The following is a 25,314-nucleotide window of genomic DNA, read 5'->3' on the forward strand; positions in this document are numbered from 1 at the left end:
GCAACGGGATCGGCGTATTTCACCATATTTGGAAGTCTTCTTCAGGATTTCCCTATGGCCGGCCTGCCCTATCATGCGTGATCGTTTCACCCATTTGGGGGTGGCCAGAGGCTGAATCGTCCCGGGTTTCCTAGACACCCCTTTGCCTTGAACTGAGGTCAATCAGGAGGTGCCATGAGCAACGCACGTGATACGCCTGAAGAGCGTTGTGCAATTGAGTGGTCAAGTCCATGCAGTTACGCAAACAACTCCTCAATCAAGTTAAACAACGTGGTTTTCACCGCGCTGTCCAACACCGTCCACGCCAGCCCCGTGCTGGCCCTGAAAGCCCCCAGCTCCAACGGCCTGGACACGCAATGGGCCGGCAGTGCCCGCGCGGCCTGATGGGGCAGTAACCCCACGCCCAGCCCGGCGGACACCAGCGCGAGCATGGTGGTGAATTCGCCCAGCTCTGCAGCAATGGTGAGCGTCACGCCACACCCAGCCATGGCCTGGATGAATTCGTCGTAGAAGCCCGGGGCATAACGCCGGGCCAGGATGGACACCGGGACGTCGAGCAGGTCCTGGGGGTGGATTGATGCCTGCTGCGCCAGAGGGTGGTCCACCGGCAGGGCCACGCAAAAATGCTCTTGCAGCACCGCACGCGTCTGCACCCCGGGGTAGGCGGCCGGCAGGCGCATCAGGCCAAAGTCCAGCAGGCCGTTTTTCAAGGCGGCGGCCTGGTCTGGGCCAGGCATGTCTTTTAATTCCAGTTCGATGCGCGGGTAGCGCTGGTGCACAGCGCGAATCAGTTCCGGCAACAATTGCGGCAGTACGGAAGACACGAAACCGAGGCGCAATCGCCCGATTTCGCCGCGGTGCGAGGCGCGTGCCACATCAGCGGCGCGCGCGGCCTGGTGCAGTGTCGCCTGGGCTTCGGGCAAAAATACGCGGCCCGCGTCGGTGAGCGTCACCGAGTGACGATTGCGGTCGAGCAGGCGCACGCCAAGCTCGGTTTCGAGCAGTTTGATCTGCATGCTCAGCGCCGGTTGCACGATGGCCAGTTGCGCTGCCGCCCGGCCGAAATGCAGTTCCTGGGCCAGCACCACAAAGGCCCGCAAGTGCTTTAACTCCATGAATGCGCCGCTCTTATCACGATATTTGATCACCCCATCACAAATGAAAATTGGACGCTAGCGGCCCACTGGGGTGAAGTGACAGCCGTCATACACGATATGACAGGGCTTGGCCTATAACAATGACAAGAAGGAGGCACCATGCTCGGCATGGCTCACGAGACTTATTTGCTGCTGGACGCGTCGGTCACGATTATCGGATTGATATTGTTGATCACCCATTTCAAGGTTCACCCCTTTGTGGCCCTGACCCTGGCTGCGGGCTTTCTGGGCCTGACCTCGGGCATGCCGGTGGCGCAGATCATGAAGGCGTTCCAGGACGGTTTTGGCGGCGTACTGGGGTTTGTCGGCATCATCCTGGGCCTGGGCACCATGCTCGGCAAATTGATGGCCGATTCCGGCGGCGCCGACCAGATCGCCCGCACGCTGATCCGCGCCTTCGGCAAGCAGCGGGTGCACTGGGCGATGATGTTTTCGGCGTTCCTGGTGGGCATCCCGCTGTTTTTCGAGATCGGCTTTGTGTTGCTCATTCCGCTGGTGTTCATCGTGGCGCGGCGCACCGGGTTGTCGCTGATCAAGGTGGGCATGCCGCTGCTGGCCGGGCTGTCGGTGGTGCACGGGCTGGTGCCGCCGCACCCGGGGCCGCTGTTGGCCATCGGGATTTTTGGTGCCGACATCGGCAAGACGATTTTCTATGGCCTGGTAGTGGGCCTGCCGACCGCCGTGGTGGCCGGGCCGCTGTTTGGCAACCTGATTTCCCGTTATGTACCGGGCACGCCATCGCCCGAATTGGTGGAACAACTGGCCAAGGAATCGTCGGGTGAAAACCTGCCGGGCTTTGGCATTACCGTCACCACCATCTTGCTGCCGGTGGTGTTGATGTTGCTCAAGACGTTTGCCGACGTGGCCTTTGCCGCCGACAGCACGTTTCGCGTGTGGATGGACCTGATCGGCCACCCCATCACCGCCCTCCTCGCCGCCTTGCTGCTGGCGTTCTACACCTTTGGCGCGGCGCGGGGGTTTTCTCGCGAGCACCTGAGCAAGCTGCTCGACGCCAGCCTCGCGCCCACCGCCGCCATTGTGCTGATCGTGGGCGCCGGTGGCGGCTTCAAGCAGATGCTGGTGGCCAGCGGCGTGGGTGACGTGATCGGGCACATGGCGGTGCGGGCCGAGATCTCGCCCATTCTGCTGGCGTGGCTGGTGGCGGCGGTGATTCGGGTGGCCACCGGTTCAGCCACAGTGGCAACCATCACCGGGGCGGGCATCGTGGCGCCGGTGATCGGCTTGATGCCCGGGGTGAACCGCGAGCTGCTGGTGCTGGCCACCGGCGCCGGGTCGCTGGTGCTGTCCCACGTCAACGACGCCGGGTTCTGGCTGGTGAAACAGTATTTCAACATGACCGTCGTCGAAACTTTCAAGACCTGGACGCTGATGGAGACGGTGCTCTCCTTGACCGCGCTGGGGTTCATCATGCTGCTGTCGCTGGTGGTGTGACGCGTTAGGAGAAGCAAACCATGCACAACGTTTTAGACAATTTTCGCCTCGACGGCCGCCTGGCGCTGGTCACCGGCTCCAGCGCGGGCATCGGCCTGGCCATCGCTCGCGGGCTGGCCCAGGCCGGTGCCCGCGTGGTGCTCAACGGGCGCAACCCCGGCACCTTGCGCGATGCGGCGGCGCTGCTGGCGGACGAAGGCCTTGCGGTGCACACCCAGGTGTTCGATGTGACCGACAGCGCAGCCGTCACCGCCGCCGTGGGCCATATCGAAGAACACCTGGGCCCGCTGGATATTCTGGTGAACAACGCGGGCATGCAACGGCGCGGGCCGCTGGAGGACTACAGCGAGCAGCACTGGCGCGAGTTGCTCAGCACCAACCTCGACAGCGCGTTTTTGGTGGGCCAGGCCGTGGCGCGGGCGATGATTGCGCGCAAGCGCGGGCGCATCATCAACATCTGCTCGGTGCAAAGCGAGCTGGGCCGCCCGGGCATCGCGCCGTACGCGGCGAGCAAGGGCGCGCTGAAGATGCTGACCAAAGGCATGGCCATCGACTGGGGCCCGCACGGTTTGACCGTCAATGGCATCGGCCCGGGCTATTTCAAGACCGAACTCAATGCCAACCTGGTCGCCAACCCCGAGTTCAGCGACTGGCTGGTGCAACGCACGCCAAGCCGCCGCTGGGGCGACGTGGCCGAACTGGCTGGCGCGGCGGTGTTCCTGGCCAGCGACGCGGCCAGTTTCGTCAACGGTCATATCCTGTACGTGGACGGTGGCATCACCGCCTCGCTGTAACCCCGGAGAATTTCATGCACGCCATTGTTTGCCACGCCTCCAAAGACCTGCGCGTCGAACCCGCTGCCGAACCCCAAGCCCTGGCCCCCGGCCAACTGCGGGTGCGCATCGCCCGGGGCGGCATTTGCGGCTCGGACCTGCATTACTACCAACACGGCGGCTTTGGCACCGTGCGCCTGCGCGAGCCGATGGTGCTGGGCCATGAAGTGTCCGCGGTGATCGACGCCGTGGGCGACGACGCAGGCCCCTTCAAACCCGGCCAGCGCATCGCTGTGTCGCCGTCGCGCCCATGCGGCGGTTGCCGCTACTGCCACCAGGGCTTGCCCAACCACTGCCTGAACATTCGCTTTTACGGCAGCGCCATGCCCTTCCCCCATGTGCAGGGCGCGTTCCAGCAGACGCTGGTGATCGAGACGCATCAGGCCCATCGGCTGGCCGACCACGTGAGCCTGGCCGAAGGGGCGATGGCAGAACCGCTGTCGGTGGGTTTGCACGCCATCCAGCGGGCGGGCGCGGTGTTTGGCAAGCGCATCCTGGTGACCGGTTGCGGGCCTATCGGCAACCTGCTGATCGCCAGCCTGCGCGCTGCGGGGGCGGCAGAGATTGTCGCGGTGGACCTGGCCGAAGGCCCGCTGGCCTGTGCCTGGAAGATGGGCGCCAGCCGCACCCACAACCTGGCCGAAGACGCGAGCGCCTTGCAGCAATACACCGCAGACAAAGGCTATTTCGACGTGATGTTTGAAGTGTCCGGCAGTGCCCAGGCCCTGCGTAACGGCCTGGACTGCATCGCCCCGCGCGGCGTGCTGGTGACGGTGGGCCTGGGCGGTGAAGTGACCCTACCGCTGAACCTGCTGGTAAGCCGCGAGATCGACCTGCGCGGCACCTTTCGCTTTCATCCCGAATTTGCCCAGGCGGTGGACTTGCTCAACCGCCGGGTGATCGACGTGCGCCCGGTGATCTCGCATACCGTGCCGTCCGAAAAAGCCGTGGAAGCGTTCGAGCTGGCGGCGGACAAAAGCCGGGCGATGAAAGTAGTGCTGGACTTTGGCGTGGTTGATCGCACTTAAGCGCGGGCGTTAGGGGGGAGCCTTGGGGCTCACCCCATCCCGGCCACAACGCTCACGCCGATGCGCTCTGCCAGGTCGAGCACGGCGTCGTAGGTGCCTGTGTCTTCCAGGAGGCCGCGCGAGTCGCCGTGTTTTTGCAGGGCGCCCGCGTGCAGCCGGTCGCCAAAGAACAGGAAGGCGCGGGCCGAATCATCCTGCCGGGACACCCAGCACAACCCCTGCGCCTGCGGGCATTGCCGGTGCAGGGCCTGCGCCCAGGCACGCGTGGCCGGGTACTGGTCCTTTTCGGTGTCGATCAGTTGCTTGCGCGGGATGCCCAGCTTGCGCAGCGCCACGCTGCCCAGGTCGATCAGTTGCAGCGCCTGAGCCACCTTGATCAACGAATGCCGCTGGCCCGCCAGCTTGTGTTTGTCGAAGCTCTTGAACCCCGGCAAGTGGGGCACATCATGAAACACGGTTTCCATCAACGCACACGCCAGGCTCGTGCCGGCGTACAAGGTGGGAACGGGCGCGCCCTGCGCATCGACAATCGGGCTGAAACGGGCATTGCCCTGCAGGCCCGGGTTGAACGCGTCGGCGGCATACCGATGCAGATGCACACGGTGCAACAGCTCGCCCGCCGCCAGGGTCGTGAGGGTGACATGCAGGTGTTCCGGCGGCGCCTTAGGCTCAGCCATGGGCGATGTCCTGCACCTCGTCGTGCGCCGCATCGATTACGCGTTGCACGTCACGTGCGAGCAGGTCCTGTGGTCGCTGCCCCCCCAAAAAGCTGTTGGGCGAGCGAAACCAGTACGCCATGCCCCAGCTGTCTTTGTGCCCGGCAAACACGTCGATGACCCTGGCCAGCGCCTTGAGCGGACGAAAGCCGGTGTCACGGCTCAACCCGTACGCCGGGTAATAGTCCACACCGTTGTGGGAGATGGCGAAGATCAGCCCCTGTTTTTTCCACTTGTTGGGCTGGGCGCTGGGGTTGCGCGGGCTCAGCCCCGCCAGCTCGGCGAGTTGGGCGGCGGTCAGCCAGTCAGCGCTTTCCAGCACCGCCTTGCGCGCCTGCACCAGCATGGCGGCTTCCTTGAGCAAGCGCGGCGACGGCGGCGTGCGCGGCATCAGCACCTCCACCAGCCGCTCCAGCGAGGCACGGTCGTGCCGCTGCGCCAGCACGTCGTACAGGGACGACGCCACCTGTGACACGTTCTTCACCAGCGTGTCGAAGGCCTGTGGCTCGATGTCATCGAACGCCACCACCAACACCCGGTCGGCCTGGGACTTGCCCAGCCGGGTCTTGACCTCCTTGGGGGTTCCGGTAGCCGTGTAGACCCCCGGCTGTTCGCGCACCAGGCTCATGATCACGCTCCTCGGCTATGCAAGTTATCAAATAAACATGCACCCATCATAACCAGCAAGCGCCGAACCTGCCATGCACCGCACGCCCGAGCCGCCGAACGGCTTAAAAACGGAACGCCACCCCCGTCGTCACGTTGAACGCATCCCCCGGGTAAAAGTTGGCCGAATCCTGGCCCTTGGCGTCATAGGCGGTGTTGGTGGCCGTGGCATAACGTTTGTTGGTGAGGTTGCGGGCGTCCACAAACACTTCCCACTGCTTGCTCGGCGCCTGGTAGCCCACTTTGGCGCCAAAAAGCGTGTAGGACGGCGCGCTCAAGGTGTTGGCGAAATCCACGTAAAAGCTGGAGGCCGTGCGCGTGTTCAGTTGGGCGTAGAACCCGCTGCCCAGGCGGTATTCCAGCTCGGCCTGGTAAACCTGACGCGGCAGGCCAGGCAGTTGGTTATCGCCGAACGTCTGGTCGTTGCGGTAGTGGAAGTCATTGAGGGTGTAGGCCTGGCGCAGGGTCACGGTGTCGCCGCCGCCTTCCCACAGCTGGGCGCTCAGGCCGGCTTCGACACCTTGGTGGATCGTGGCGCTGCCGTTGGACGTGGCGACGATCTGGTCTTGGGTGGCCGTGGCCGGGGTGACCACCACCGACAGCAGTTCTTTCTGGATCCAGGAGCGGTACACCGTCAGGCTGCCGTCAAAAATGCCGTGGCCGCCGCGAATCCCCAGTTCCACCGTGGTGCCTTTTTGCGGCCGCACGTCACGGATATACGGTGTGCCGGTGCTACCCAGTTGCCAGGTCACCGGCGGGTCGATCGAGCGGCTGACGTTGCCGAACACTTCGAACTCCGGCGTCAGTTGGTAACGCAGGCCAAGGCGCGGGGCGATGTCGTTTTCGGTGTATTCGACGCCGTTGGGGAACGCCGAGGTGTTGGTGCCCGCGGTGTATTGGATCTCGGCCTTGCGCTTGATGTTGATAAACGACAACCCGCTGGACAGCCAGGTGCGGTCGGTCAGTTGCAACTCGTTACCCAAGGAAAACACCGTGTCGCGCGAGCCGGTGTAGTCGGTGGTCTGCTGCGGCGCGTGGGTGGCCCTGAAGTGCGAATGCACGTCGGCCAGGTACGCACGCGTGGTGCTGAAGATCACGCTGCTGTCGCTGGGCAGGCCGAGAAGGGTGTCGCCGCTGCGCAGGTAGCGCAGGGTCAGGTTGACGTCCTGGGAGCGCCACTCCTGCGGGGTGGGCGAGTAGCGCCAGCCGTTCTCCAGCGGGTAGTCGTTGTAGCCCAGGCCCACTTCCAGCTTGGCGTTGTCATCAAAGGTGTAGGTGGTTTTGCTGCCCAACAGGGTGGAGCCGTCTTTTTTGCGGCCGATGGGCACCAGGTTGCTGGTGGGGTCGTGCTTGAGCTGGTACTTGGTGAGGGTGTTGCCCTGGCTCAGGGTTTCTTCTTTGTAGCGCAGGAAAAACCGTGTCTCCAATTTAGGGCTGAACACATAGCCGAAGTTGGCCACGATGCCCTGCCCTTTGTTCGGCGTGTTGTCCTGGTAGCCGTCGCGCTCGTTGTGCTGGACGCTCACGTAGTAGTCCGCATTGCCGACCACCCCGCCGGTGCTCAACTGCTGCTTGAGGTAGCCATAACTGCCGGCCTCGAACCGCGCATAGTTGCCGGGGTCGGTGCGCCCGGTCTTGCTGACGAAGTTAATCGCGCCGCCCAGCGACAACGCCGAATAACGAAAGGCGTTGGCGCCGTAGAGCACTTCGGTATGGTCCACCGAGGCCATGTCGAGCATGTCTTCCTGGGTGCCGCCCGGCCCCGTCAACGGCAGGCCGTCGTATAGGAATTTGATACCCAGCACATAGCCTTGATAGAAGGTATTGAGGCCCGAACCACGGATCGAGATTTTGTTGGCCCCCGAGCCGCTGGTGGCCTGGGCGAACACACCGGGTTGCAGGGCCAGCACGTCTTCGGCGTTGGCGGCGCGGCCCTTTTCGATCTTGCGGTTGTCGACCACGACGGTCTTGCCGGGGACCTTGGCCAGTTGCCGTTCGGCCTTCTGGGCCTCGGAGGTGTCGGCGCCGCTGACCACTACGGTGGCCAGGGTCGGGTCGGCGGCCGCAAAAGCGATGCCGTGGACCAGCATCAACAAGACGCCAAGGCTGGAAGCGGTGACCAGTGGATCAAAACGACGGGCACGCGAAAGGGACGGTTGCTGCATGAAGGGGATGCTCCTCAAATGCGAAAAGTGAGTGGGAGCATCTATTCGTATAGTCGCGCTCTGGGTTGGAATTTGCAGGGTTCGTGCCACGTCAAACACCCCGTGATACAAGGGCTTTGGCGCGATGACGGGATAAAAGGGCAGACACTTTGCTGGACAAGTGTTGGTGACTCAACAGCGTCTGCCCCGGGTGATCAGAACAATCCGGAGGCCGGCGGCGGCGTGCCCTTGAGCTGCCAGGCCCCGACCGCCGCCGCCTTCCACTGACGGGGGTTGTGGTTGGCCACGGTGCGGGCGTTGCGCCAGTGTCGGTCGAGGTTGTGCGCGCGGCCGGTGGTGGAGGCGCCGCCCACATCGAACACCCGCTCGGCGGCCTTGAGCGCTGATTCTGCCGCGATGTATTGCGCCTGTGCCACGTCCACGGCGGCCTGGTCCACCGCTGCGGCGTCGAGGTCGGCCGCCCACGCCCGGTCAATCGAACCCGCCGCGTGCAGCACCACCGCTTCGGCGGTAAACGCACGGGCCGACACATCGCCCACCGAGAGTTCCACGTAGGGATCGTCCACCGAGCGGGTGGCGCTGCTGTGCTTGATGGGGCGTGCATGTTGGTTGGCAAACACCACCGCGTCATTCAAGGCATTGCGGGCGATACCGGCTTGGACGGCGCCCAGAAACAGCTGCAGGAACGGCGTGACGATGGTGCGTTTGCCCTCCTCCACCGTGCGGGTGCGGATCTCGTCGGCGAACACCTGCACGTCGTGCAAATGCGTGGTGCCACTGGCAGTGAGGCGCTGGCCCATGGCGTCGAAGTCATCGAGCAATTCCAGGCCCTGGCGGTCACGCGGCAGGATGAACGACACCGGCTGTTCGTTTTCGTCCAGGGCGACGGCGCTGACCCAGTCGGCGTACAGCGAACCGGTGCTGTAGTACTTGCTGCCCCAGGCGCGGTAGTGCTCGCCGTCACGCACGATGCGCGCGCTCACCACGCCGTTGGCGCCGCCGATTTCCCAGCCCGCATTGCCAATGACCGCGCCTTGCAGGTAACGCGCAAACCAGCGCTCGCGCTCCTCTTCGGCGCCCGCCTCACGCGATGCCAACAGGCCCTCGACAAAGCCGAAACCGGGGCGCAGCGCCTGAGCCACGTTGGAGTCGGCCGAGGCGATGCGCACCAGCAAGGCGATCACGTCCTTGACCGAGCCCCCGGCCCCGCCGTAACGCTGGGGAATCCGGCAGGTGTACAACCCCGCGTGCGCGACCTGTGCCACGGCTTCGTACGGCAACTGCCGGTCACGCTCGCGTTGTGCGGCCCCGGCGGCGATCTGCGGCAGGAGGCGGTCGGCCCGGGCGTTGAGTTCGTCCACCGACAGCGGCGGCAGGTGGGGCACAGCAGACAACGTACTCATGGCAATTCCTCGGTTCAGATAGCGATTTTCCACAGGCGCGACTCGTCGAACAGCCAGCTGGGGTTTTCCGGTTCCAGGTCGGGCACCACCAATGTGGCGCCGCCGCCCGGCAGGCGCGGCACGGCGCCGAGCAAGCGGCGCGTGTAGTCGTGCTGCGGGTGGTTGAACAGCGCCTCGACGCTTGCGTGCTCCACCACCTGGCCGTGGCGCATCACCAGCACGTCGTCGCTGACATGGCGGATCACGCCCAGGTCGTGGGAGATAAACAGGTAGGCCAGACCCAACTGCGCTTGCAGGTCGGCGAGCAGGTCCAGCACCTGGGCCTGCACCGACACGTCCAGCGCCGACACGGGCTCGTCGCAGATGATCACCTTGGGGTTACTGGCAATCGCCCGGGCGATGGCCACGCGTTGGCGCTGCCCGCCGGAGAGCTGCAACGGGCGCCGCTCGGCGAGGGCCGCGGGCAGGCGCACCTGGTTCAACAGGTGGGTGACCTGCTCTGGCTGTTGCGCGGCAGCCACCCCGGCGACGCTCAGTGCATCACCGAGGATCTGCCCGACGTTCCAGCGCGGGTCGAACGAGCTGAGCGGGTCCTGGTAGATCACGCTGATGTCGCGCCGCCGCAAGCGCCGGGCGTTTTCCGCCACCTGCCCGGCGCCGGCCGCGCTCCAGGGTTGGTCGAGGAAACGCACCTGACCGGCGTCGGGCTGCAACAGCCCAAGGGCGATGCGTGCCACGGTGGTTTTGCCGGAACCGGACTCGCCGACGATGCCCAATGTGCGACCGGCGCGCAGCTCGAAACTGACGCCGTCCACCACCTGACGCAGCTGTTGATCGGGCCCCACGTAGCGTTTGCCCAGCCCGCTGGCACTGAGCAGCACCGGCGCCTCCAGGCCCGGACGGGGCGGCGTGGCCACCACGCTGTGCGGCGTCGACAGGCGCGTGCCACGGGCCTGTTCGGCGGGCACTGCGTCCAGCAGCGAGCGCGTGTAGGCATGGCGCGGATGGCTCAGCACTTGCGCCATTGGCCCTTGTTCCACCACCTCGCCGTGGCGCAGCACCAGCACCTCATCGGCCAGCTGCGCGACCACCGCCAGGTCGTGGCTGATGATGAGCAGCGAATCGCCGCGAGCCTTGATCTGTTGCAGCACCTGCAGAATCTGCGCCTGCACCGTGGCGTCCAGGGCGGTGGTGGGTTCGTCGGCAATCACCAGCCCCGGGTTCAGGGCCAGGGCGCTGGCGATCAACGCCCGTTGGCGCAGGCCGCCGGAGAGTTGATCGGGCCGCTGGCGGGCGCGCAGGTGCGGCTCGGGCACGCCCACCAGGTCGAGCAGTTCGATCACCCGCTCGGCGCGGCGACGGCGGTCGCCCCAGCGGTGGGTTTCAAGGACTTCCAGGATTTCCTTGCCCACCGGGCGCAACGGGTCCAGGGACACCAGCGCGTCCTGCAACACAAAGCCGATGTGCTGGCCCCGCAAACGGCGCCAGCCGCGCTCGGAGAGGCCGAGCAGGTCCACCTCGCCATAGCGCAGCACCCGCGCCGACACCGTGGCGCCCGCCCCCGCCAGGCCAATCAGGCTGCGGGCGGTGACGCTTTTGCCCGAGCCCGACTCGCCCACCAGGGCCAGGGTCTTGCCCGGCTCCAGGGTGAACGACAGGTTGCGCACCACCGACTGCCCGGCAAAGTCGATGGACAGGCCTTCGACGATCAAGCGTTTTTCATCCGTCATGACAGGCGGCCCTCCAGGCGTTGTTGCAGGTAACGGCCAGTGACCGTGGTGGACAAGGTGGTGAGCACGATGAACAGCCCGGGGAAAAACGTGAGCCACCAGGCGTTGGCGACAAAGTCGCGGCCCATCGACAACATGGTGCCCCACTCGGGCGCGGGCGGACGCGCGCCCAGGCCGAGAAAGCTCAGCGCCGAGGCCCACACAATGGCCTGCCCCACGCCCATGGTCAGGGTGACGATCAGCGGGCGCATGGCGTTGGGCAGCAACTGGCGCAGGATGATGCGCAGCGGCGGATGCCCCAGGGCCCTGGCCGACTCGATGTAGCCCGCATTGCGCACGGCCAGCACCTGGCCGCGCACCATGCGCGCATAACCCGGCGCGCTGCCAAGGCCGGTGGCGACGATGAGCGGGCCGATGCCGCTGCCAAAGATCGCCACAAACAGCAGTGCCAGGATCAGCGCCGGGAACGCGAACAACACCTCCAGCAGCCAGCCCACGCCCCGGTCCAGCCGCGCCCCGCCCAGCCCGCCGAGCAGGCCCAGCACAATGGCGATGCCCATCGCGATGGCCGTGGCGGCCAAGCCAATGAACAGCGACTGGCGGGTGCCATGGATCACCCGGGAAAAAATGTCACGCCCGGACTGATCGGTGCCGAACCAATGCGCCAGGCTGGGCGGGTGGAAGGCGTCACGCGGCACGATGGCCAGCGGGTCGCTGTAGGCGAACAACTGCGGCAGCAACGCCGCGACGATCACCAGCAGCAAAAAAACCACCGCCAGCAGCGGGCCCAGGCGCAAGGTGCGCGGGGTGCGTTGCACGCGTGTGGCGGGCAACGGGGTGTGCAGGGTCAGCTCGCTCATGCCAGCGCCTCCTGTTGGCGAGGGTCGACCCACAGGTACAACAGGTCCACCAGAATATTGGCCAGCACATAACCGGCGGCGACCACCAGGCTGATGCCGATGGTCAGCGGCAAGTCCTGGGCCTGCACCGCCTGGTACAACTGACGCCCCAGGCCCTTGCGGGAAAAGATCACTTCGATCACCACTGCGCTGCTGATCAGCGCGCCGATGGCCCAGCCCGACAACGAGATGCCCGGCAGCACCGCGTGGCGCAGGGCGTGTTTGAAGCGCACCTTGACGTCACTGAGGCCCCGGGTGCGGGCGGTGAGGATGAAGGGCTGGTCGAAGGTCAGGTCCAACGATTCGCGGGTGACCTGGGCGATGAACCCCGCCAGCGGAATGGCCAGCGCCAGCGATGGCAACACCAGCGTGCGCCAGCCGTCGCTGCCCGCCGGCGGGAACAGGCGCAGGCCAAAGGCGAACACCGCCAGCAACAACAGCCCCAGCCAAAAGTGCGGCAGCGCCGCGGCCAGGGTTTCGGCCAGCGAGGCGACGCGGGTCACCCAGCCCCGTCGCCCGGCGGTCAGCACCGTGAGCGCCAGCACCAGCAGCCAGGCCAGCACCAGTGCGGTGAAGGTCAGTTCCAGCGTGGGCCAGGACTGCTCGGCCAACACCCGCGTGACGGGCAAATGCTGGGAGTACGACACGCCCAGATCGCCCTGCACCAGGCGCCCCAGGTACAACGCGTATTGCACCGCCAGGGGCTTGTCCAGGCCGTATTCGCGGGTGGCTTCGGCGATGGTTTCGGGCGTGGGGTTGCCACTGGGGCCGCCGAGAATCGCCAGCACCGGATCGCCGGGCATCAGGCGCAGGGCAAAAAAGGTCAGTGTGGCCACCGCCCACAGCACCAGCACACCGCCAGCCAGGCGCCACAGGGCACGCTTGCCCAGACGCGTGAGGCGCTCGCGGCGCGGGTCATTGATGTGCGTCATTTGTTCACCCATGCGTCATAGAGATAAGTCACCGCCAGCGACGGCTCCAGCCGCACGCCCTGGGTGGTTTTGTAGATGCCCAGGCGTGTGCTTTGCGGGTAAGTGGTCAGCTGCAGGTACTGGCTGGACGCGATTTGCTGCGCCTGGTAATACGCCGCACGGCGCTGCTCGCTGTCTTGGGTGCCGAGGGCCTGTTGCAATAGCGCGTCGAAGGCCGGGTTGCTGAAGCCTGCGGAGTTCTGGTGATAACCGCCCACCCCGGCGGGCTTGACGAACTCGCTGCCAAAGATGATCCGCAGCACGTCGGCGGTGTTGGTGTTCCAGTAGCCCACGCGGATGTCGTAGTCCCAGTCGGCCTGGCGCTGGGTGGCTTGCACATCGCTCATCTGGTCCACCAGCACCTCAATGCCCACCTGGCGGGTGGTGGCCTGCACCTGCTCCCACAGGGTGAGTTCCGACGGCGGCGTGCGGTTGCCGATAACCACGTGCACTTGCAGGCGCTTACCGTGCAGGGTGCGGTAGCCGTCGCTGTCGCGCTGGCTCCAACCGGCTTCATCGAGCAGTTGCGCGGCGCGGGCAGGGTCGTAGTCCTGGGCGTGTTCAAAGGCGTTGCTGTAGAAGCGCGTGGCCGAACTCAGCGGCCCGCCGGCCCGTGGGAACTCGTTGAAATACACACTCTTGAGCGCGCCCTCAATGTCGGCGCTGCGCACAAACGCTTCGCGCACGCGCACATCGTTGAACGGCGCACGCGTGAGGTTCAGCGTACCGTTGGTGGGGTTACCGGGGCGCTGGGCGATCAGCAGCGTGAGGTCGGGGTTGTGCCGTGCGGCCTCGTGGGACTCGGGCGGCAAGGCCTCGATCACGTCCACCTCGCCCGCCTGCAACGACGCAAAGCGCACGGACGGCTCCTGGATGAACTTCCACACGATGCGGTCGAGCCAGGCCGGGCCCTGGTGTTTGGCGGTGGGCGGCGCCCAGTTGTAGTCGGGGTTGCGCACCAGTTCCACCTGGCTTTGGCGGTCCCAGCGCACCACCTTGAACGGGCCGCTGCCCACCGGGCTTTCGCAGTTCTGGTCACGCGGGCGCAACAGCGCGGTGGGTGACTCGATGCCCAGGAAGCCTTGGGCCAACACTTCAAGAAACGCCGCGTAGGGCGTGGCCAGGTGAACCACGGCGGTATGCTCGTCGACCACATCGGTGCTGCGGTATTGGCGGATGTAACCACCCGCCGTGCTCGACTGCGTCTTGGGGTTGGCCATGTGATCGAGGTTGGCCTTGACGGCAGCGGCGTTGAACGGCGTGCCGTCGGTGAAGTGCACGTCGTCGCGCAGGTGGAAGGTGTAGGCCAGGCCGTCGGCAGACACCTCCCAACGGTTGGCCAGCCACGGCCCGATGTGGCCTTCGCTGTCCATCGACACCAGCGAGTCGAGGTACTGCTGCGCGACGAACACTTGGGGCATGTCGCCCGCCACGTGCGGATCGAGGCAGGTGGGTTCGCGGTCGGTGGCGTACACCAGCGTGCCGCCCTTCACGGGCTGGTCGCTGCGGGCCACGCTGGCGGTCTGTTGGCCGCAGCCGAGCAACAGCGCGCAGAGCGCGGCGGTGCCAAGGATGAGCGGGTGTTTGCGTCGCAGCAACAGCGCGGAATATCGCATGGTGACGGGTGCCTGTGGTCCGGGAACTGGGACATTGCACAAGGCATGCCGGTTTTTTTCACCCGGTTTGCCGGGCCCGGGCCGCCGTTGGCGCGCCCGGGAAACGACAATCTGTGCGGCCACTGTTGCGCGACGAACAGTTGGCCCGGCGCTAGAAGCGCAACGCTGGAGCAGGCTGATGCAGCGCCGCCGGGTCCCGGTAGCGGGCGCCGAAATGATCACCCGGCAAGCGCGCGTTACCGGCGCCGAACAGGCGTTCGCGCAGGGTTTCGCCCGGCGTGTAGCGCTCGCGAAAACGCCCGCGACGACGCAGCTCCGGCACCACCAGCTCGATAAAATCGCGGGCCGTTTCAAAGGACAGGTACTGGCGCAGGTTGATGCCGTCGATGCCGTCCACGTCCAGCCATTTCTCGATGGCATCGGCAACCACCGTGGGCGTACCGGCCACAAAAAAACGCTCGCGATTGAAGCCGCCCAACTGCGCCAAGACCTCGCCGACGGTAACGCCGGGCGCATACCGTTGCAGGCTCTGCCAACCGCTGACCTGGCGTTGAATGAGTTCGCTGAGGGCGGTGTCACGCGGGTAGGCCAGCAGATCGACGGCCGACTGCACATGGGCCAGGGATGCCTCGAGGCTGGCGAGCTGGCGGTAACTGTCGAGTTTCTGGCTGACCTCTTCGTCGGTGCGCCCGACAATCACCCCGGCCATGACAATGAACTTCAACCCCGTCGCATTCCGCCCGTGCTCCACCGCCTTGTGGCGCATGGCGTGGATATTGGCGCGCACCTCGGGCGTGTCCACCCCGCCGGTAAACACCACTTCGGCATGCCGCCCGGCGAACTCGATACCGGCGGGCGAACCAGTGGCCTGGAACAACACCGGCGTGCGCTGGCGCGAGGGCTGGCACAGGTGCGGGCCGGCCACCTTGAAGTGCTCGCCCACGTGGTTGATGTAGCGGACCTTGTCCGGGTCGGTGTACATGCGCCGCTCGCGGTCTTGCACCACCGCGTCGTCGTCCCACGAGCCTTCCCAGAGTTTGTAGAGCACGTCCAGGTACTCGTCGGCGATCTCATAGCGGTGGTCGTGAACCACCTCGGTGGCATGCCCGAAATTGCGTGCCGCGTTGGGCAGGTAGGAGGTGACGATGTTCCACCCTACCCGGCCTTTGGTCAGGTGATCCAGCGTGCTCATGCGCCGGGCGAAGGCAAACGGCGGCTCATACGTGGTGGAAAACGTGGCGCCGAAGCCGAGGTTCTTGGTGACCCCGGCCATGGCGGGAATCACCAGCAGCGGGTCATTGCTGGGAATTTGCATGGCCTCCCGCAGGGCCGTTTCGGGGCCGTCGCGAAAGCGGTCGTACGTGCCGATGACATCGGCCAGGAACACCCCGTCAAAGGTGCCGTGCTCAAGGAGCTGCGCAAGTTCGGTCCAGTAATCCAGGTCGTTGAAGCGGTGACGGTTGTTATCGGGGTGCACCCAAAGGCCGTGGACGATGTGGCTGACGCAGTTCATTTCGAAGAGGTTGACGTGGAGCTGTTTAGGCACGGGGGCTTCCTTGAAACGAGGGGTTCAAGGGGGGTGATGCAGTGAGTGTGCCAGCGGTATGCGGGCGGCCGGCCTGGGAAAGTGAGGTGTTTTTGGGGGCCGGATGTCCGGTAGGCAACAGGGGTTCAGAAGAAAGTGGGGAGTGAGACAGTTCGACCACCGCTGACGCCCCAGGGGCCACCCATGCTGTTTTGGAATAATTGTTATGCGCCGCAGCGCTCTACAGCGTCAGTGCATCCGTCAGTAGTTTTAAGTCCTGTTCAGCGGCATCTCGAACAAACGTCCACGGCGCGACGTTTTGCGTTCGCAAACCTTACTGACGATCGAGGAAAAGTAATGCGCGTGCCGGAAGGAATAAGACGGGTGTGTATTGTATTGGGGACGTTATTGGCGATTGGCTCGATCACTTACTTCATTGAAGAGGGGGACTTTATCTACGCAGATACAGGCACCTTCTTGGCGATGAATGGTGTTGTCATGATGGCCTTCACGTTTCCTTTCATGGTTTACATGACCTATGCCTGGGTGCGAGCGGGTTTTCAAATAGAAACTTCAGAACCCGGCAAGTAACGGACTTGGGCAGCAAGGTCTGCCCGCCAGTTGAGCCACTGAATCAGTAAAAAACACCGCCGCCATGACGGGCACGGCCGCGCGCACGTGCCGATCGGTTAACCGCGTTGGCGCGCCCCCGTCATCTAACGGGCGGGGTGAGTCCATCCGCATCACTCACTTAATAAAAGGAAACATCGATGCAAAGCGCATTCCGCACGATCATCATCTTTTCAGCCTGTTCCCTGTTTACAGGGGTTGTCTTGGCGCAATCGGAAGCCCCGGCAAAACCCGCCGCTAACGAAGTCAAAATGGTCGATATACCGACCGATTCATCTCACAAGATCAGCGTCGAGCGTCGCGGTGCAATTGTATTGATCGGTATTAACCGACCCTACATTCAAAACCGGCTTGATCCAGAAGCGTACCTGGCCCTCGCCAAGGCTTATTACGACTACGACCATGATCCGTCACTGCGTGCCGCTGTATTGTTCGGGCACGGCGACAACTTCTCCCAGGGCCTTGACGTCGAGGGCTTCAAGGCTGTCGCCAGCTCCGGCGGAGTGGCGCTTGGTGACGGGCTGATTGACCCGCTCGGCAAAAAAATGCCCGGCCTCACCAAACCGTTGATCGTCGCGGTGCACGGCGACACCTGGAACATGGCGCATGAGCTGTTTCTTGTCGCCGACATACGGGTGGCGGCGAACAATACGAACTTTGGGCAGGACGAAAATACCCATGGTCGTTTCCCCGGCGGCGGATCGACCGTACGGTTCGTACGCGAAGCCGGCTGGGGCAACGCCATGCGCTACATGCTGACCGGCGACCACTGGACCGCCCGTGACGCCTACCGCATGGGCACCGTGCAAGAAATCCCCGACCCGCAGTCAGCCCTCGACAAAGCGGTCGAACTTGCAAACAAAATCGCCGCCAATGGCCCGTTAGGGATCAAAGCATCGCTGGCCTCTGCCCATCGGGTTATCGACCCGGCGCAAGCCGACGCCCTGTCCCAATTGGATACGCAACGTGCAGCGCTGTATAAATCGAAAGATTTTCAGGAAGGACGTAAGGCGGAGGCGGAGGGAAGAGCGCCGGTTTATCAGGGGAATTAGGTCCGTGGTGGGGGGCTCAGTCGCGACGGGTATTAGGTGATACGTCCGCAACGGCTGGGCAGCTTTCGATCCTATGTGGACAGTACTTGCTTCAAATTGGCGATGCTGAAAATCTTCCGTTCAGAAGCACGGCCATTGATTTGGCAAAACAAGTACCTTCCCTTAACTTCATAATGCGACTACGGCGTTAAATTAAAACTTAGGCCTACCTCTGCTTGCACTTTTCAAGCTCGTCTTGGCTTTTCAATGTCGTCGTTATGCCCAGCCGATACTTACAATACTGAATAACCCGCTGCCGTTCCATCTCGCTTAGCTCACTCAAACTTTTATCATCTGACTCGTAAGCAAAAATATTTTCGAACCTTATCTGAAAAGTCGGGCCTTTCTTAATGAAAAATACTTTTTCCGGATAGGTGTCTTCCATTCTCTCGTAAAACCCTATGTAAAGGACGACGAGAAGTGAAAGAAGGAAGATGATAAGGAGTGATTTCATGATGAAGGGTGTCGATTTGTATTGCGGAAATTTTCTGGTCCATGTTGCCGCTAATACTTTCAAGTGCTTGGCGAGCAAAAGCAACCATATCGCCACCTTCTTCGGCAGTTGTCAGGTTTTCTAGCAAAACGATACCAATTACACCTGTGTTGTAGTTATGTACACTTGAGCCCTTGAATCGTATATCGCGCCCTTCAAAGACTTTACCCGTGCAATCGATACCGTAGCGATAGCCGATATCATCAAACTTTGCCTGATGCTCACTTTGGATCGCGCGCATTTGTCCTGCTCCAGCACCACAGCCTACACTTCGCCCTGCATGGTGAAGGGCGATCATCGAGTAGTCCCAATCATCGACCATTTTACCTTTCGTTTTATGCGCGCCCCATGATGATCGCTCTACTAATTCGCACTTGTTTTTACTGAGGAGTATAACTTTAGGTATCAGTCAGCCCCCAAGTTTCATGAATTTTACTTCGGTTTTTGGAAACAGCTCCGGGCTGGCGAGTGGCCAGTGATGGACCGAGCATCAGATTGGCCCGCCTCCCCTCGCGGCTGTCACTTGCTCAATCAGGTCCCTCACGGTGGCGCCCTTTCCCTCGGCTTGATGGGTGGCGTAGTTGAAGTCCAGGTCAATCATTTCCTGCAACTGGCTGGCGTAGTCTTGCGGGTACTGCGCCTGCTCGATGCCGGACAGGCCGTTGTAGTGGTCGAGCACCTGGGTGAAAAAGTGGGTGAGTTTGCCGGTGCGGTCGTACTCATTCATGGCTTGAGCGACAGCCCCCTTGCGCCAGGCTTCTTCCTGGCGGCTGCTCTCTTCCCACGCGGCGCGTCGCTCGTTAACGGTGAAAGCGCCACTATCGTCGTAGGTGATCAGCGCCAGTTGGTCGCGAGGCATGCCTTTGAAGGGGTTGCCTGCTGCACCGTTGACAAAGCCCGTGGCTTGCCGGGCGCGGGCCAGTCGCTGAGGGTCGTCGGTGTCGGGGATTTCGGCGTTGTGCTGTGCTTTGCTGGCGAAGTAGCGGTCGCCAGTGATCGAGCCAAGCCGTTCGGTAGCTTTTTGGGCTAGGTCGAAGCGGCCAAGGTGGGCGTCGCGGGTGTGGGCGCGGGTTGCCGCTTCGCTCAGTTGGCGGGCCAAGGTGGAGACGGTGGCAGCGCTGATCGGGGCGGTGACGCCGTCGCTTCTGGGTGCATCAGACGGAGCCGGAGCACTGCCGGGCGTGCTGGCCAAACGGTTGCTGGGCAGTGAAGGGGTGATGCTGACCATGAATACGTTCCTTGTAGAGGCGGCGGTGGCCTTGCTGTCCATGCAAACCTTGAAACCCGTACCCCGTTATCGGCCGCTGCACGGAAAACTTCATGTGCCGCAAGTGCCCGGGGCGTGAGGCTCGCGGGTATGATCGTCCTACACCGCCTGCCCGTGGATGCCCTCGATGCCCGCCCATCAGACTCGCCCCTCCCCCGCCCCCCTGCTCAACCCCGGTGAAACCGTGGTGTTGTTCGACGGGGTGTGCAAGTTGTGCAACGGCTGGGCGACCTTTTTGATCCGCCATGACCACGCGCGCCGTTTACGGCTGGCAACAGTGCAGTCGCCCGAGGGGCAGGCGCTGCTGGCCTGGGCGGGGTTGGCGCAGGATCAGTTCGATACCCTTGCAGTGATTCGTGACCGGCACTATTGGGTACGGGCCGATGCGGTGTTGCAGATTATTGCGCAACTGCCCGTCGTGTGGCGCCCTCTGCTGCTGTTGCACGGCGTGCCCCGGGGGCTGCGTAATTGGGCCTACAGCTTGATTGCACGAAATCGCTATCGACTGTTCGGGAAGTACGACAGCTGCCTGTTGCCAGATCCCGATCATGAACGGCGTTTTCTGCAGGGGCCGCAGCGATGAGCCTGGCGTTTATGCGGCGCCCGTCATGAGTACATTTAGGTCACTGCGCAACGTCAATTACCGCATCTGGGCCGCAGGTGCGCTGGTGTCCAATATCGGCACGTGGATGCAGCGCACCGCCCAGGACTGGCTGGTGCTGACCCAACTCACGCCGCACAACGCGTCCGCCGTCGGTATCGTCATGGCCCTGCAGTTCGGGCCGCAACTGTTGTTGTTGCCGTGGACCGGTTTTGCGGCTGACCACTACAACCAGCGCAAGCTGCTGATGGTCACGCAGGGTGTGATGGGCGTGTTGGCCCTGATGCTAGGGGTGTTCACGCTCACGGGCTTTGTGCAGTTGTGGCACGTTTATCTGTTCGCCTTGTTGTCGGGATGTGCGTCGGCGTTCGACGCGCCTGTGCGCCAGATATTCGTGGCAGAACTGGTGGGTGAAGCGGACTTGTCCAACGCCATCGGGCTCAACTCGACCTCGTTCAACATGGCGCGCATGATCGGCCCGGCGGTGGCCGGGGTGACCATCGCGTCGGTGGGCACCGGCTGGGCTTTTGTACTCAACGGCGCGAGTTTTTTCGCGGTGCTGGCGTCGTTGTTTATGCTGCGGGTATCGGGGCTGCACAGCCAGTTACGGACGGTGCGGGCCAAGGGCAGCCTCACCGAAGGGCTGCGTTATGTGTGGGCCCGGCCCGACCTCAAGGCGATTTTGGTGATGCTGTTTCTGATCGGCACGTTTGGCATGAACTTCCCGATTTTTATCTCGACCATGGCCGTGAGCGTTTTCCACGCCGACGCCCGAGGCTACGGTTTGCTGACCTCGACGCTGGCCGTGGGCACCGTGGCCGGCGCGCTGCTTGCTGCGGGCCGAGCGCGCCCGCAGTTCAAGACACTGCTGAGCGGCGCCCTGATTTTTGGACTCGGCTGCACGCTGGCCGCCCTGGCGCCGAGCTATTGGCTGTTCGCCGGGGCGTTGGTAATGATCGGCGTGGGCGCCATAACCTTCAACAACACCACCAACAGCCTGATGCAGTTGAGCACCGACCCTGCCATGCGCGGGCGGGTGATTGCGTTGCGCGTGGCCATCGCGCTGGGTGGCACGCCGATTGGGGCGCCGATCGTGGGCTGGGTGGCCGACCACTTGGGCCCGCGCTGGGCGCTGGGGGTGGGAGCAGCGTCGGGAATACTGGCGGCGGGCGTGGCGGTTTACACGTTGAGGCGGCGGTTGCATCAACGTCAGGCGGTCAGCGTGCCAACCCGCGATTAACCTTGCTGCACCGGCATCAGCTTTCGGTGGGGATAATGTCGACAGGCTCTGCTTGCAACTTCAGCCGGTCCGCTTTGCTGATGTATTTAGGCTTACTTTTGGGCGCCAATTTGGCACTGGCTTTTTTGGCGTTGGCTTTTAACAGCTGGTTTATCTTTTTACGACGGTTCATAACGGTCCACCCGGTGTTTAAGCGGCTAATGATATCAGCTTAAAACCGCAGGCCTGGTTGTGCCGTGCATGACGCTGCGCAGCGGCATGGGTTTCCTGGCGGTCGACTAACCTAACGCAGCCCTCGTTTCACGCAATATTTCTTCGGACAGCTGCGGGTCATCGACGGCGCGGGCCAGGATGATTGCGCCTACCATGCGGGTCATATGCTCAATGGCCTGGCGCCGGGTGTTACGCTTTTTGGCCGCGACCAAGGGCGCGGCCATGATTTCAATCATGCGTTTGACGTGGCGCGTGAAGGTGGGCTGCACCGACGGCGCTCTTGCGACTTCAGGCCCCAAGGCGGCCATCAAACAGCCAACGCCAGTGTTATCACGGTGTGCTTCAGAGAGGTATTCGAGCAGGTAGGCCTGCATGAGTTCGACCGAGCCCTTGGCGTCCTCCATGGTGGCCAGCGCCTTGGAGGACGCGTCACTCAGGCTTTTGGTGATCAGGTCGTCCTTGGATTCAAAGTGGTGATAGAACGTGCCATGGGTCAGCCCGGTGGCTTTCATGATTTCACTGACACTGACGCCCGAAAAACCGTGCTCGCGAAACAGGATGGACGCTTGCTGCAGGATTTTTCGGTTTTTTTCTGCGGTTTCTTCAGCGGGATAACGCATAGCGGCGCTGAGCCCCCATGAACAGGTGTGTGAGGGCGATGAGTCTACCCAGTGGGCCAGGCTGAAGAAAGTAGGCGCAGACCTGCATCGCGCTGAAAGCGCCTTGCCCCTGGGGCGTGATGGGCGTTACTCGGGCTCGTCCAGGGCCGCCTCTTCATGCAGCCAACGGATGAATTCCCTGACCGGCGCGCGTTTGATGGCCGCGGGTGAATAGATGATGTAGTACGCCGACTCAGTCGTCAGTGTGTGCGTAAACGGTCGAACCAGACGCCCCGCCGCCAAGTGCCCTGCCACTAGGGCAAGTCCGCACAGCGCCACCCCTTGACCGTCTATCGCAGCCTGGGTGAGGACGTTGGTGTCATCGATGATCACCCCGGTGTCGGCCCGCACACAGGTGGCCTGCGCGTGGGTTAACCATTGGCGCCAGCCGTGGTGGTCAAAGTCGTGCAACAGGGCGTGACGGCTCAGGTCTTGGGGAGTCGATAAGGACGGTGATTGCGCCAACAAGGCGGGGCTGCACACCGGGGTAAACGCCAGCCCCATCAAGCGTTCGGCGACCACGCCCGGCCAGTCGCCCGCGCCCCAACGTATCGCCAGATCAAGCTCGTCACCGAGCTGACGCGTGCGCTGCACCGAGTGGTGCAGACGCAAGTCGACCCCGGGATGTTGCGCCCAGAACCGGCCCAATCGGGGTGACATCCAGTTGGCGCCAAACGAAGACTCCAGGCCCACCGTTAACGAACGGCTGCCCTGTTTGGTTTGGATAGCGCTGACCGTCTCGGCGATTTGCTCAAGCGCAGCCTGGACCACTGGCAACAACTGGTGCCCCTCATCGGTGAGGCGCAGTTTGCGGATCATGCGCTCAAACAGGGGCACCCCCAGGTAGTGCTCCAGCAATTTGATCTGGTGACTCACCGCGCCCTGCGTGACATGAAGCTCCTCTGCCGCGCGCGTGAAACTCAGGTGCCGAGCAGCGGCTTCAAAACCACGTAACAGGTTCAGCGGTGGAAGGCGCAGGCTCATTGCACGGCTCCATGGATCAATTGGACTAATGCATCAGATGAGAATTGGTGGTTTGTCAGAGGGATTGGGGACGATGAAAATTCATCTGTAGACCCCGATCAAAAAAGGAATATGCCGCTATGCAGCACCCTTCGCAAACGCCCCCAATGAAGCCGACCTTTACCGCGTTCACCGAATCCACCGCGCAAGATTGGCACATAATCGAAAAGCTGTGTGACGACTACGAGCGAGGGCTGGCGGACCGTATTTTGGCCAACCTGCAAACCTTGAAAGGCAGCACCCTGGGCTTTCCCGTCGACCGCTACGTGCATTCCTTGCAGGCAGCAACGCGCGCGCTGCGCGACGGCGCGGACGAGGAGACGGTGGTGTGCGTGCTGCTGCATGACATTGGCGATGACATAGCCCCTTACAACCACGGTGAACTCGCGGCGGCCGTCCTCAAGCCGTATATCTGCGCCGAGAATCACTGGATGTTGTCCAAGCACGCTATTTTCCAAGGCTATTACTATTTTCATCACATCGGCCGCGACCGGCACGAGCGGGACAGATACCGGGGCCATCCTGCATTTGAGCGCACGGCCAGGTTCTGCGAGTGCTGGGACCAGACCGCCTTCGACCCCAGCTACGACACCCTGGCGCTGGAGCACTTCGAACCCATGGTGCGCCGAATCTTCGCGCGCCCGTCCTACGGCGGCGCCAAGGCGTTTGCCTAGGTGCTCACAACTCGCAAGGTGCAGCGATGCGTACAGGCTCACACCCCGTTATCCACTTGCCCAAAGGTATCCGCTCCCGGCACATCCAGGGCGTCAACGGCCTGGACATGCATATGCTTGAAGCAGGCATCGCGGACCCAAACCGCCCCTGCATCTTGCTTCTGCATGGTTTTCCGGAACTGGCCTACAGCTGGAGAAGTGTTCTGCTCAAACTTGCCGACGCGGGCTTCTACGCCATCGCCCCGGATCAAAGGGGCTACGGGCGCACCACCGGCTGGAGCGCAGCGTATGAAGACGACCTGAAACCTTTCTACCTATTGAACCTGGTGCGCGATGCCATAGCGTTGCTGAACGCACTGGGCCGCAGCAGCGTCGCAGCCGTCATCGGCCATGATTTTGGCGCGCCAGTGGCCGCCTACTGTGCATTGATCCGTCCAGACCTGTTCCACTCGGTGATGTTGATGAGTGCCCCCTTTGAAGGGCCACCGTCTCTCACACGCCCAGCCCAGAACACGATCGATGAGCCAGGCATTGCCGAACAACTCGCTCGACTGTCGACCCCGAAAAAGCATTACCAACACTATTTCTGCACCCGCGACGCCAATCACGACATGCTCAACTCCAAGCAAGGATTGCCAGCATTCCTGCGCACCTATTTTCACGGCAAAAGTGGCGACTGGGCCGCCAATGCGCCCTCCTCCTTGAGCGAATGGTCACCCACCGAACTGCTCAAACTGCCGCCGTACTACCTCATGGAGCTGCACGAAGGAATGCCCGAAGCCATCGACGCCTGCACCCCCTCGACGGCCGAGGCGCAGGCGTGCCAATGGCTGAACGAACAGGACCTGGCTTTTTTTGCCCAGGAATTCGGCAGGACCGGCTTTCAAGGGGGCCTGAACTGGTACAGATGCAGCTTTGCAGAGGAACAGGAAAACGAACTGCGCCTGTTCGCCGGACGTACGATCGATGTGCCTTCCTGCTTCGTATATGGAGAGAAGGACTGGGGCGCGTTCCAGTCGCCTGGCGCGCTGCAGGTGATGCGAGGTAGGGCGTGTACTGATATGCGCTTTGTTGAAGCGATTGCGGGGGGTGGTCATTGGGTTCAGCAAGAGAACGCGCAGGCGGTCGTGGAGGCGATTTTGAGGTTTTTGAAGGGGATGGGGTGAGGTCGCTGGTGAAAGGTCCAAAGTCCCGCAAAAGTCACGCGCATGAAAAAGGCCAATGCTCTGAGCATTGGCCTAAGTCATTGAAAAATATGGTCG

Annotated in this window: 24 protein-coding genes; 9 read left to right on the plus strand and 15 right to left on the minus strand. The window is 63.1% G+C overall.

Annotated elements, in window-relative coordinates; translation table 11 throughout:
* Window positions 1–236: 236 nt before the first annotated feature.
* Window positions 237–1,115 (minus strand): LysR family transcriptional regulator, encoded by an 879-nt coding sequence (locus tag ACW9H9_RS25875; RefSeq protein ID WP_457346180.1) that lies wholly within the window; start codon window positions 1,113–1,115, stop codon window positions 237–239.
* 141 nt (window positions 1,116–1,256) lie between these two features.
* On the opposite strand from ACW9H9_RS25875, the gene ACW9H9_RS25880 reads away from it, so the two are divergent.
* From ACW9H9_RS25880 to ACW9H9_RS25890, 3 genes are read left to right on the plus strand one after another with little or no spacing between them, the layout of a single operon-like run.
* A complete protein-coding gene (locus tag ACW9H9_RS25880) occupies window positions 1,257–2,609 on the plus strand; it encodes a GntP family permease (protein ID WP_457346179.1) in 1,353 nt (450 codons plus the stop codon).
* A gap of 20 nt (window positions 2,610–2,629) precedes the next feature.
* Complete coding sequence (locus ACW9H9_RS25885; protein ID WP_457346177.1) at window positions 2,630–3,403, plus strand: glucose 1-dehydrogenase; 774 nt, start codon at window positions 2,630–2,632, stop codon at window positions 3,401–3,403.
* A 14-nt stretch (window positions 3,404–3,417) separates the two neighbouring features.
* Complete coding sequence (locus ACW9H9_RS25890; protein WP_457346176.1) at window positions 3,418–4,470, plus strand: L-idonate 5-dehydrogenase; 1,053 nt, start codon at window positions 3,418–3,420, stop codon at window positions 4,468–4,470.
* 29 nt (window positions 4,471–4,499) lie between these two features.
* On the opposite strand, the gene ACW9H9_RS25895 is transcribed toward ACW9H9_RS25890, so the two are convergent.
* The 9 genes from ACW9H9_RS25895 to ACW9H9_RS25935 form a co-directional block, all read right to left on the minus strand.
* Complete coding sequence (locus tag ACW9H9_RS25895; protein WP_457346175.1) at window positions 4,500–5,147, minus strand: RES family NAD+ phosphorylase; 648 nt, start codon at window positions 5,145–5,147, stop codon at window positions 4,500–4,502.
* Window positions 5,140–5,814: a hypothetical protein gene (locus tag ACW9H9_RS25900; RefSeq protein ID WP_457346173.1), complete on the minus strand. Its 675-nt coding sequence runs from the start codon at window positions 5,812–5,814 to the stop codon at window positions 5,140–5,142. Before ACW9H9_RS25900 ends, ACW9H9_RS25895 begins: the two co-directional genes overlap by 8 nt.
* A gap of 103 nt (window positions 5,815–5,917) precedes the next feature.
* Window positions 5,918–8,017 carry a TonB-dependent receptor family protein gene (locus ACW9H9_RS25905; protein WP_457346172.1) on the minus strand — a complete coding sequence of 700 codons (2,100 nt, stop codon included), beginning with the start codon at window positions 8,015–8,017 and terminating at the stop codon, window positions 5,918–5,920.
* A 194-nt stretch (window positions 8,018–8,211) separates the two neighbouring features.
* Complete coding sequence (locus ACW9H9_RS25910; RefSeq protein WP_457346170.1) at window positions 8,212–9,420, minus strand: acyl-CoA dehydrogenase family protein; 1,209 nt, start codon at window positions 9,418–9,420, stop codon at window positions 8,212–8,214.
* 14 nt (window positions 9,421–9,434) lie between these two features.
* Window positions 9,435–11,150 (minus strand): dipeptide ABC transporter ATP-binding protein, encoded by a 1,716-nt coding sequence (locus ACW9H9_RS25915; protein WP_457346169.1) that lies wholly within the window; start codon window positions 11,148–11,150, stop codon window positions 9,435–9,437.
* On the minus strand, window positions 11,147–12,010 hold the full coding sequence (locus ACW9H9_RS25920) for an ABC transporter permease (RefSeq protein ID WP_457346168.1): 864 nt from the start codon (window positions 12,008–12,010) through the stop codon (window positions 11,147–11,149). Before ACW9H9_RS25920 ends, ACW9H9_RS25915 begins: the two co-directional genes overlap by 4 nt.
* Entirely contained in the window at window positions 12,007–12,981 is a 975-nt protein-coding gene (locus ACW9H9_RS25925; RefSeq protein ID WP_457346167.1) for an ABC transporter permease, read from the minus strand. The genes ACW9H9_RS25920 and ACW9H9_RS25925 overlap by 4 nt, the downstream gene beginning before the upstream one ends.
* Window positions 12,978–14,636 (minus strand): ABC transporter substrate-binding protein, encoded by a 1,659-nt coding sequence (locus ACW9H9_RS25930; RefSeq protein WP_457346166.1) that lies wholly within the window; start codon window positions 14,634–14,636, stop codon window positions 12,978–12,980. Before ACW9H9_RS25930 ends, ACW9H9_RS25925 begins: the two co-directional genes overlap by 4 nt.
* A 151-nt stretch (window positions 14,637–14,787) precedes the next feature.
* Complete coding sequence (locus ACW9H9_RS25935; protein WP_457346165.1) at window positions 14,788–16,182, minus strand: LLM class flavin-dependent oxidoreductase; 1,395 nt, start codon at window positions 16,180–16,182, stop codon at window positions 14,788–14,790.
* A gap of 183 nt (window positions 16,183–16,365) precedes the next feature.
* Here ACW9H9_RS25935 and ACW9H9_RS25940 point away from each other — a divergent pair, with 183 nt between their 5' ends.
* Complete coding sequence (locus ACW9H9_RS25940) at window positions 16,366–16,752, plus strand: hypothetical protein (RefSeq protein ID WP_457346164.1); 387 nt, start codon at window positions 16,366–16,368, stop codon at window positions 16,750–16,752.
* A 179-nt stretch (window positions 16,753–16,931) separates the two neighbouring features.
* Window positions 16,932–17,843: a crotonase/enoyl-CoA hydratase family protein gene (locus ACW9H9_RS25945; protein ID WP_457346163.1), complete on the plus strand. Its 912-nt coding sequence runs from the start codon at window positions 16,932–16,934 to the stop codon at window positions 17,841–17,843.
* Window positions 17,844–18,229: 386 nt separating this feature from the next.
* On the opposite strand, the gene ACW9H9_RS25950 is transcribed toward ACW9H9_RS25945, so the two are convergent.
* On the minus strand, window positions 18,230–18,697 hold the full coding sequence (locus ACW9H9_RS25950; RefSeq protein WP_457346162.1) for a peptidoglycan recognition protein family protein: 468 nt from the start codon (window positions 18,695–18,697) through the stop codon (window positions 18,230–18,232).
* Window positions 18,698–18,865: 168 nt separating this feature from the next.
* Entirely contained in the window at window positions 18,866–19,603 is a 738-nt protein-coding gene (locus ACW9H9_RS25955) for a hypothetical protein (RefSeq protein ID WP_457346160.1), read from the minus strand.
* 166 nt (window positions 19,604–19,769) lie between these two features.
* On the opposite strand from ACW9H9_RS25955, the gene ACW9H9_RS25960 reads away from it, so the two are divergent.
* Window positions 19,770–20,225, plus strand: coding sequence for a thiol-disulfide oxidoreductase DCC family protein (locus tag ACW9H9_RS25960; protein ID WP_457346159.1), 456 nt, complete (start codon window positions 19,770–19,772; stop codon window positions 20,223–20,225).
* 25 nt (window positions 20,226–20,250) lie between these two features.
* The gene (locus ACW9H9_RS25965; protein WP_457346158.1) at window positions 20,251–21,483 is read left to right on the plus strand and encodes an MFS transporter; all 1,233 of its coding nucleotides are present in this window, start codon (window positions 20,251–20,253) and stop codon (window positions 21,481–21,483) included.
* A 16-nt stretch (window positions 21,484–21,499) separates the two neighbouring features.
* Here ACW9H9_RS25965 and ACW9H9_RS25970 read toward each other — a convergent pair whose 3' ends face one another.
* The 3 genes from ACW9H9_RS25970 to gcvA form a co-directional block, all read right to left on the minus strand.
* The gene (locus ACW9H9_RS25970) at window positions 21,500–21,655 is read right to left on the minus strand and encodes a DUF2986 domain-containing protein (RefSeq protein WP_457346156.1); all 156 of its coding nucleotides are present in this window, start codon (window positions 21,653–21,655) and stop codon (window positions 21,500–21,502) included.
* 106 nt (window positions 21,656–21,761) lie between these two features.
* Window positions 21,762–22,316, minus strand: a complete 555-nt coding sequence (locus ACW9H9_RS25975) for a TetR/AcrR family transcriptional regulator (RefSeq protein ID WP_457346155.1) — start codon at window positions 22,314–22,316, stop codon at window positions 21,762–21,764.
* 126 nt (window positions 22,317–22,442) lie between these two features.
* A complete protein-coding gene (gene gcvA, locus ACW9H9_RS25980; protein ID WP_457346154.1) occupies window positions 22,443–23,339 on the minus strand; it encodes a transcriptional regulator GcvA in 897 nt (298 codons plus the stop codon).
* Window positions 23,340–23,458: 119 nt separating this feature from the next.
* Here gcvA and ACW9H9_RS25985 point away from each other — a divergent pair, with 119 nt between their 5' ends.
* Together ACW9H9_RS25985 and ACW9H9_RS25990 are read left to right on the plus strand one after the other, a co-directional pair.
* Window positions 23,459–24,052 carry an HD domain-containing protein gene (locus ACW9H9_RS25985; RefSeq protein ID WP_457346153.1) on the plus strand — a complete coding sequence of 198 codons (594 nt, stop codon included), beginning with the start codon at window positions 23,459–23,461 and terminating at the stop codon, window positions 24,050–24,052.
* 26 nt (window positions 24,053–24,078) lie between these two features.
* A complete protein-coding gene (locus tag ACW9H9_RS25990; protein ID WP_457346152.1) occupies window positions 24,079–25,218 on the plus strand; it encodes an alpha/beta fold hydrolase in 1,140 nt (379 codons plus the stop codon).
* Window positions 25,219–25,314: the final 96 nt, after the last annotated feature.

This window comes from Pseudomonas sp. SDO5215_S409 (genome assembly GCF_054071325.1).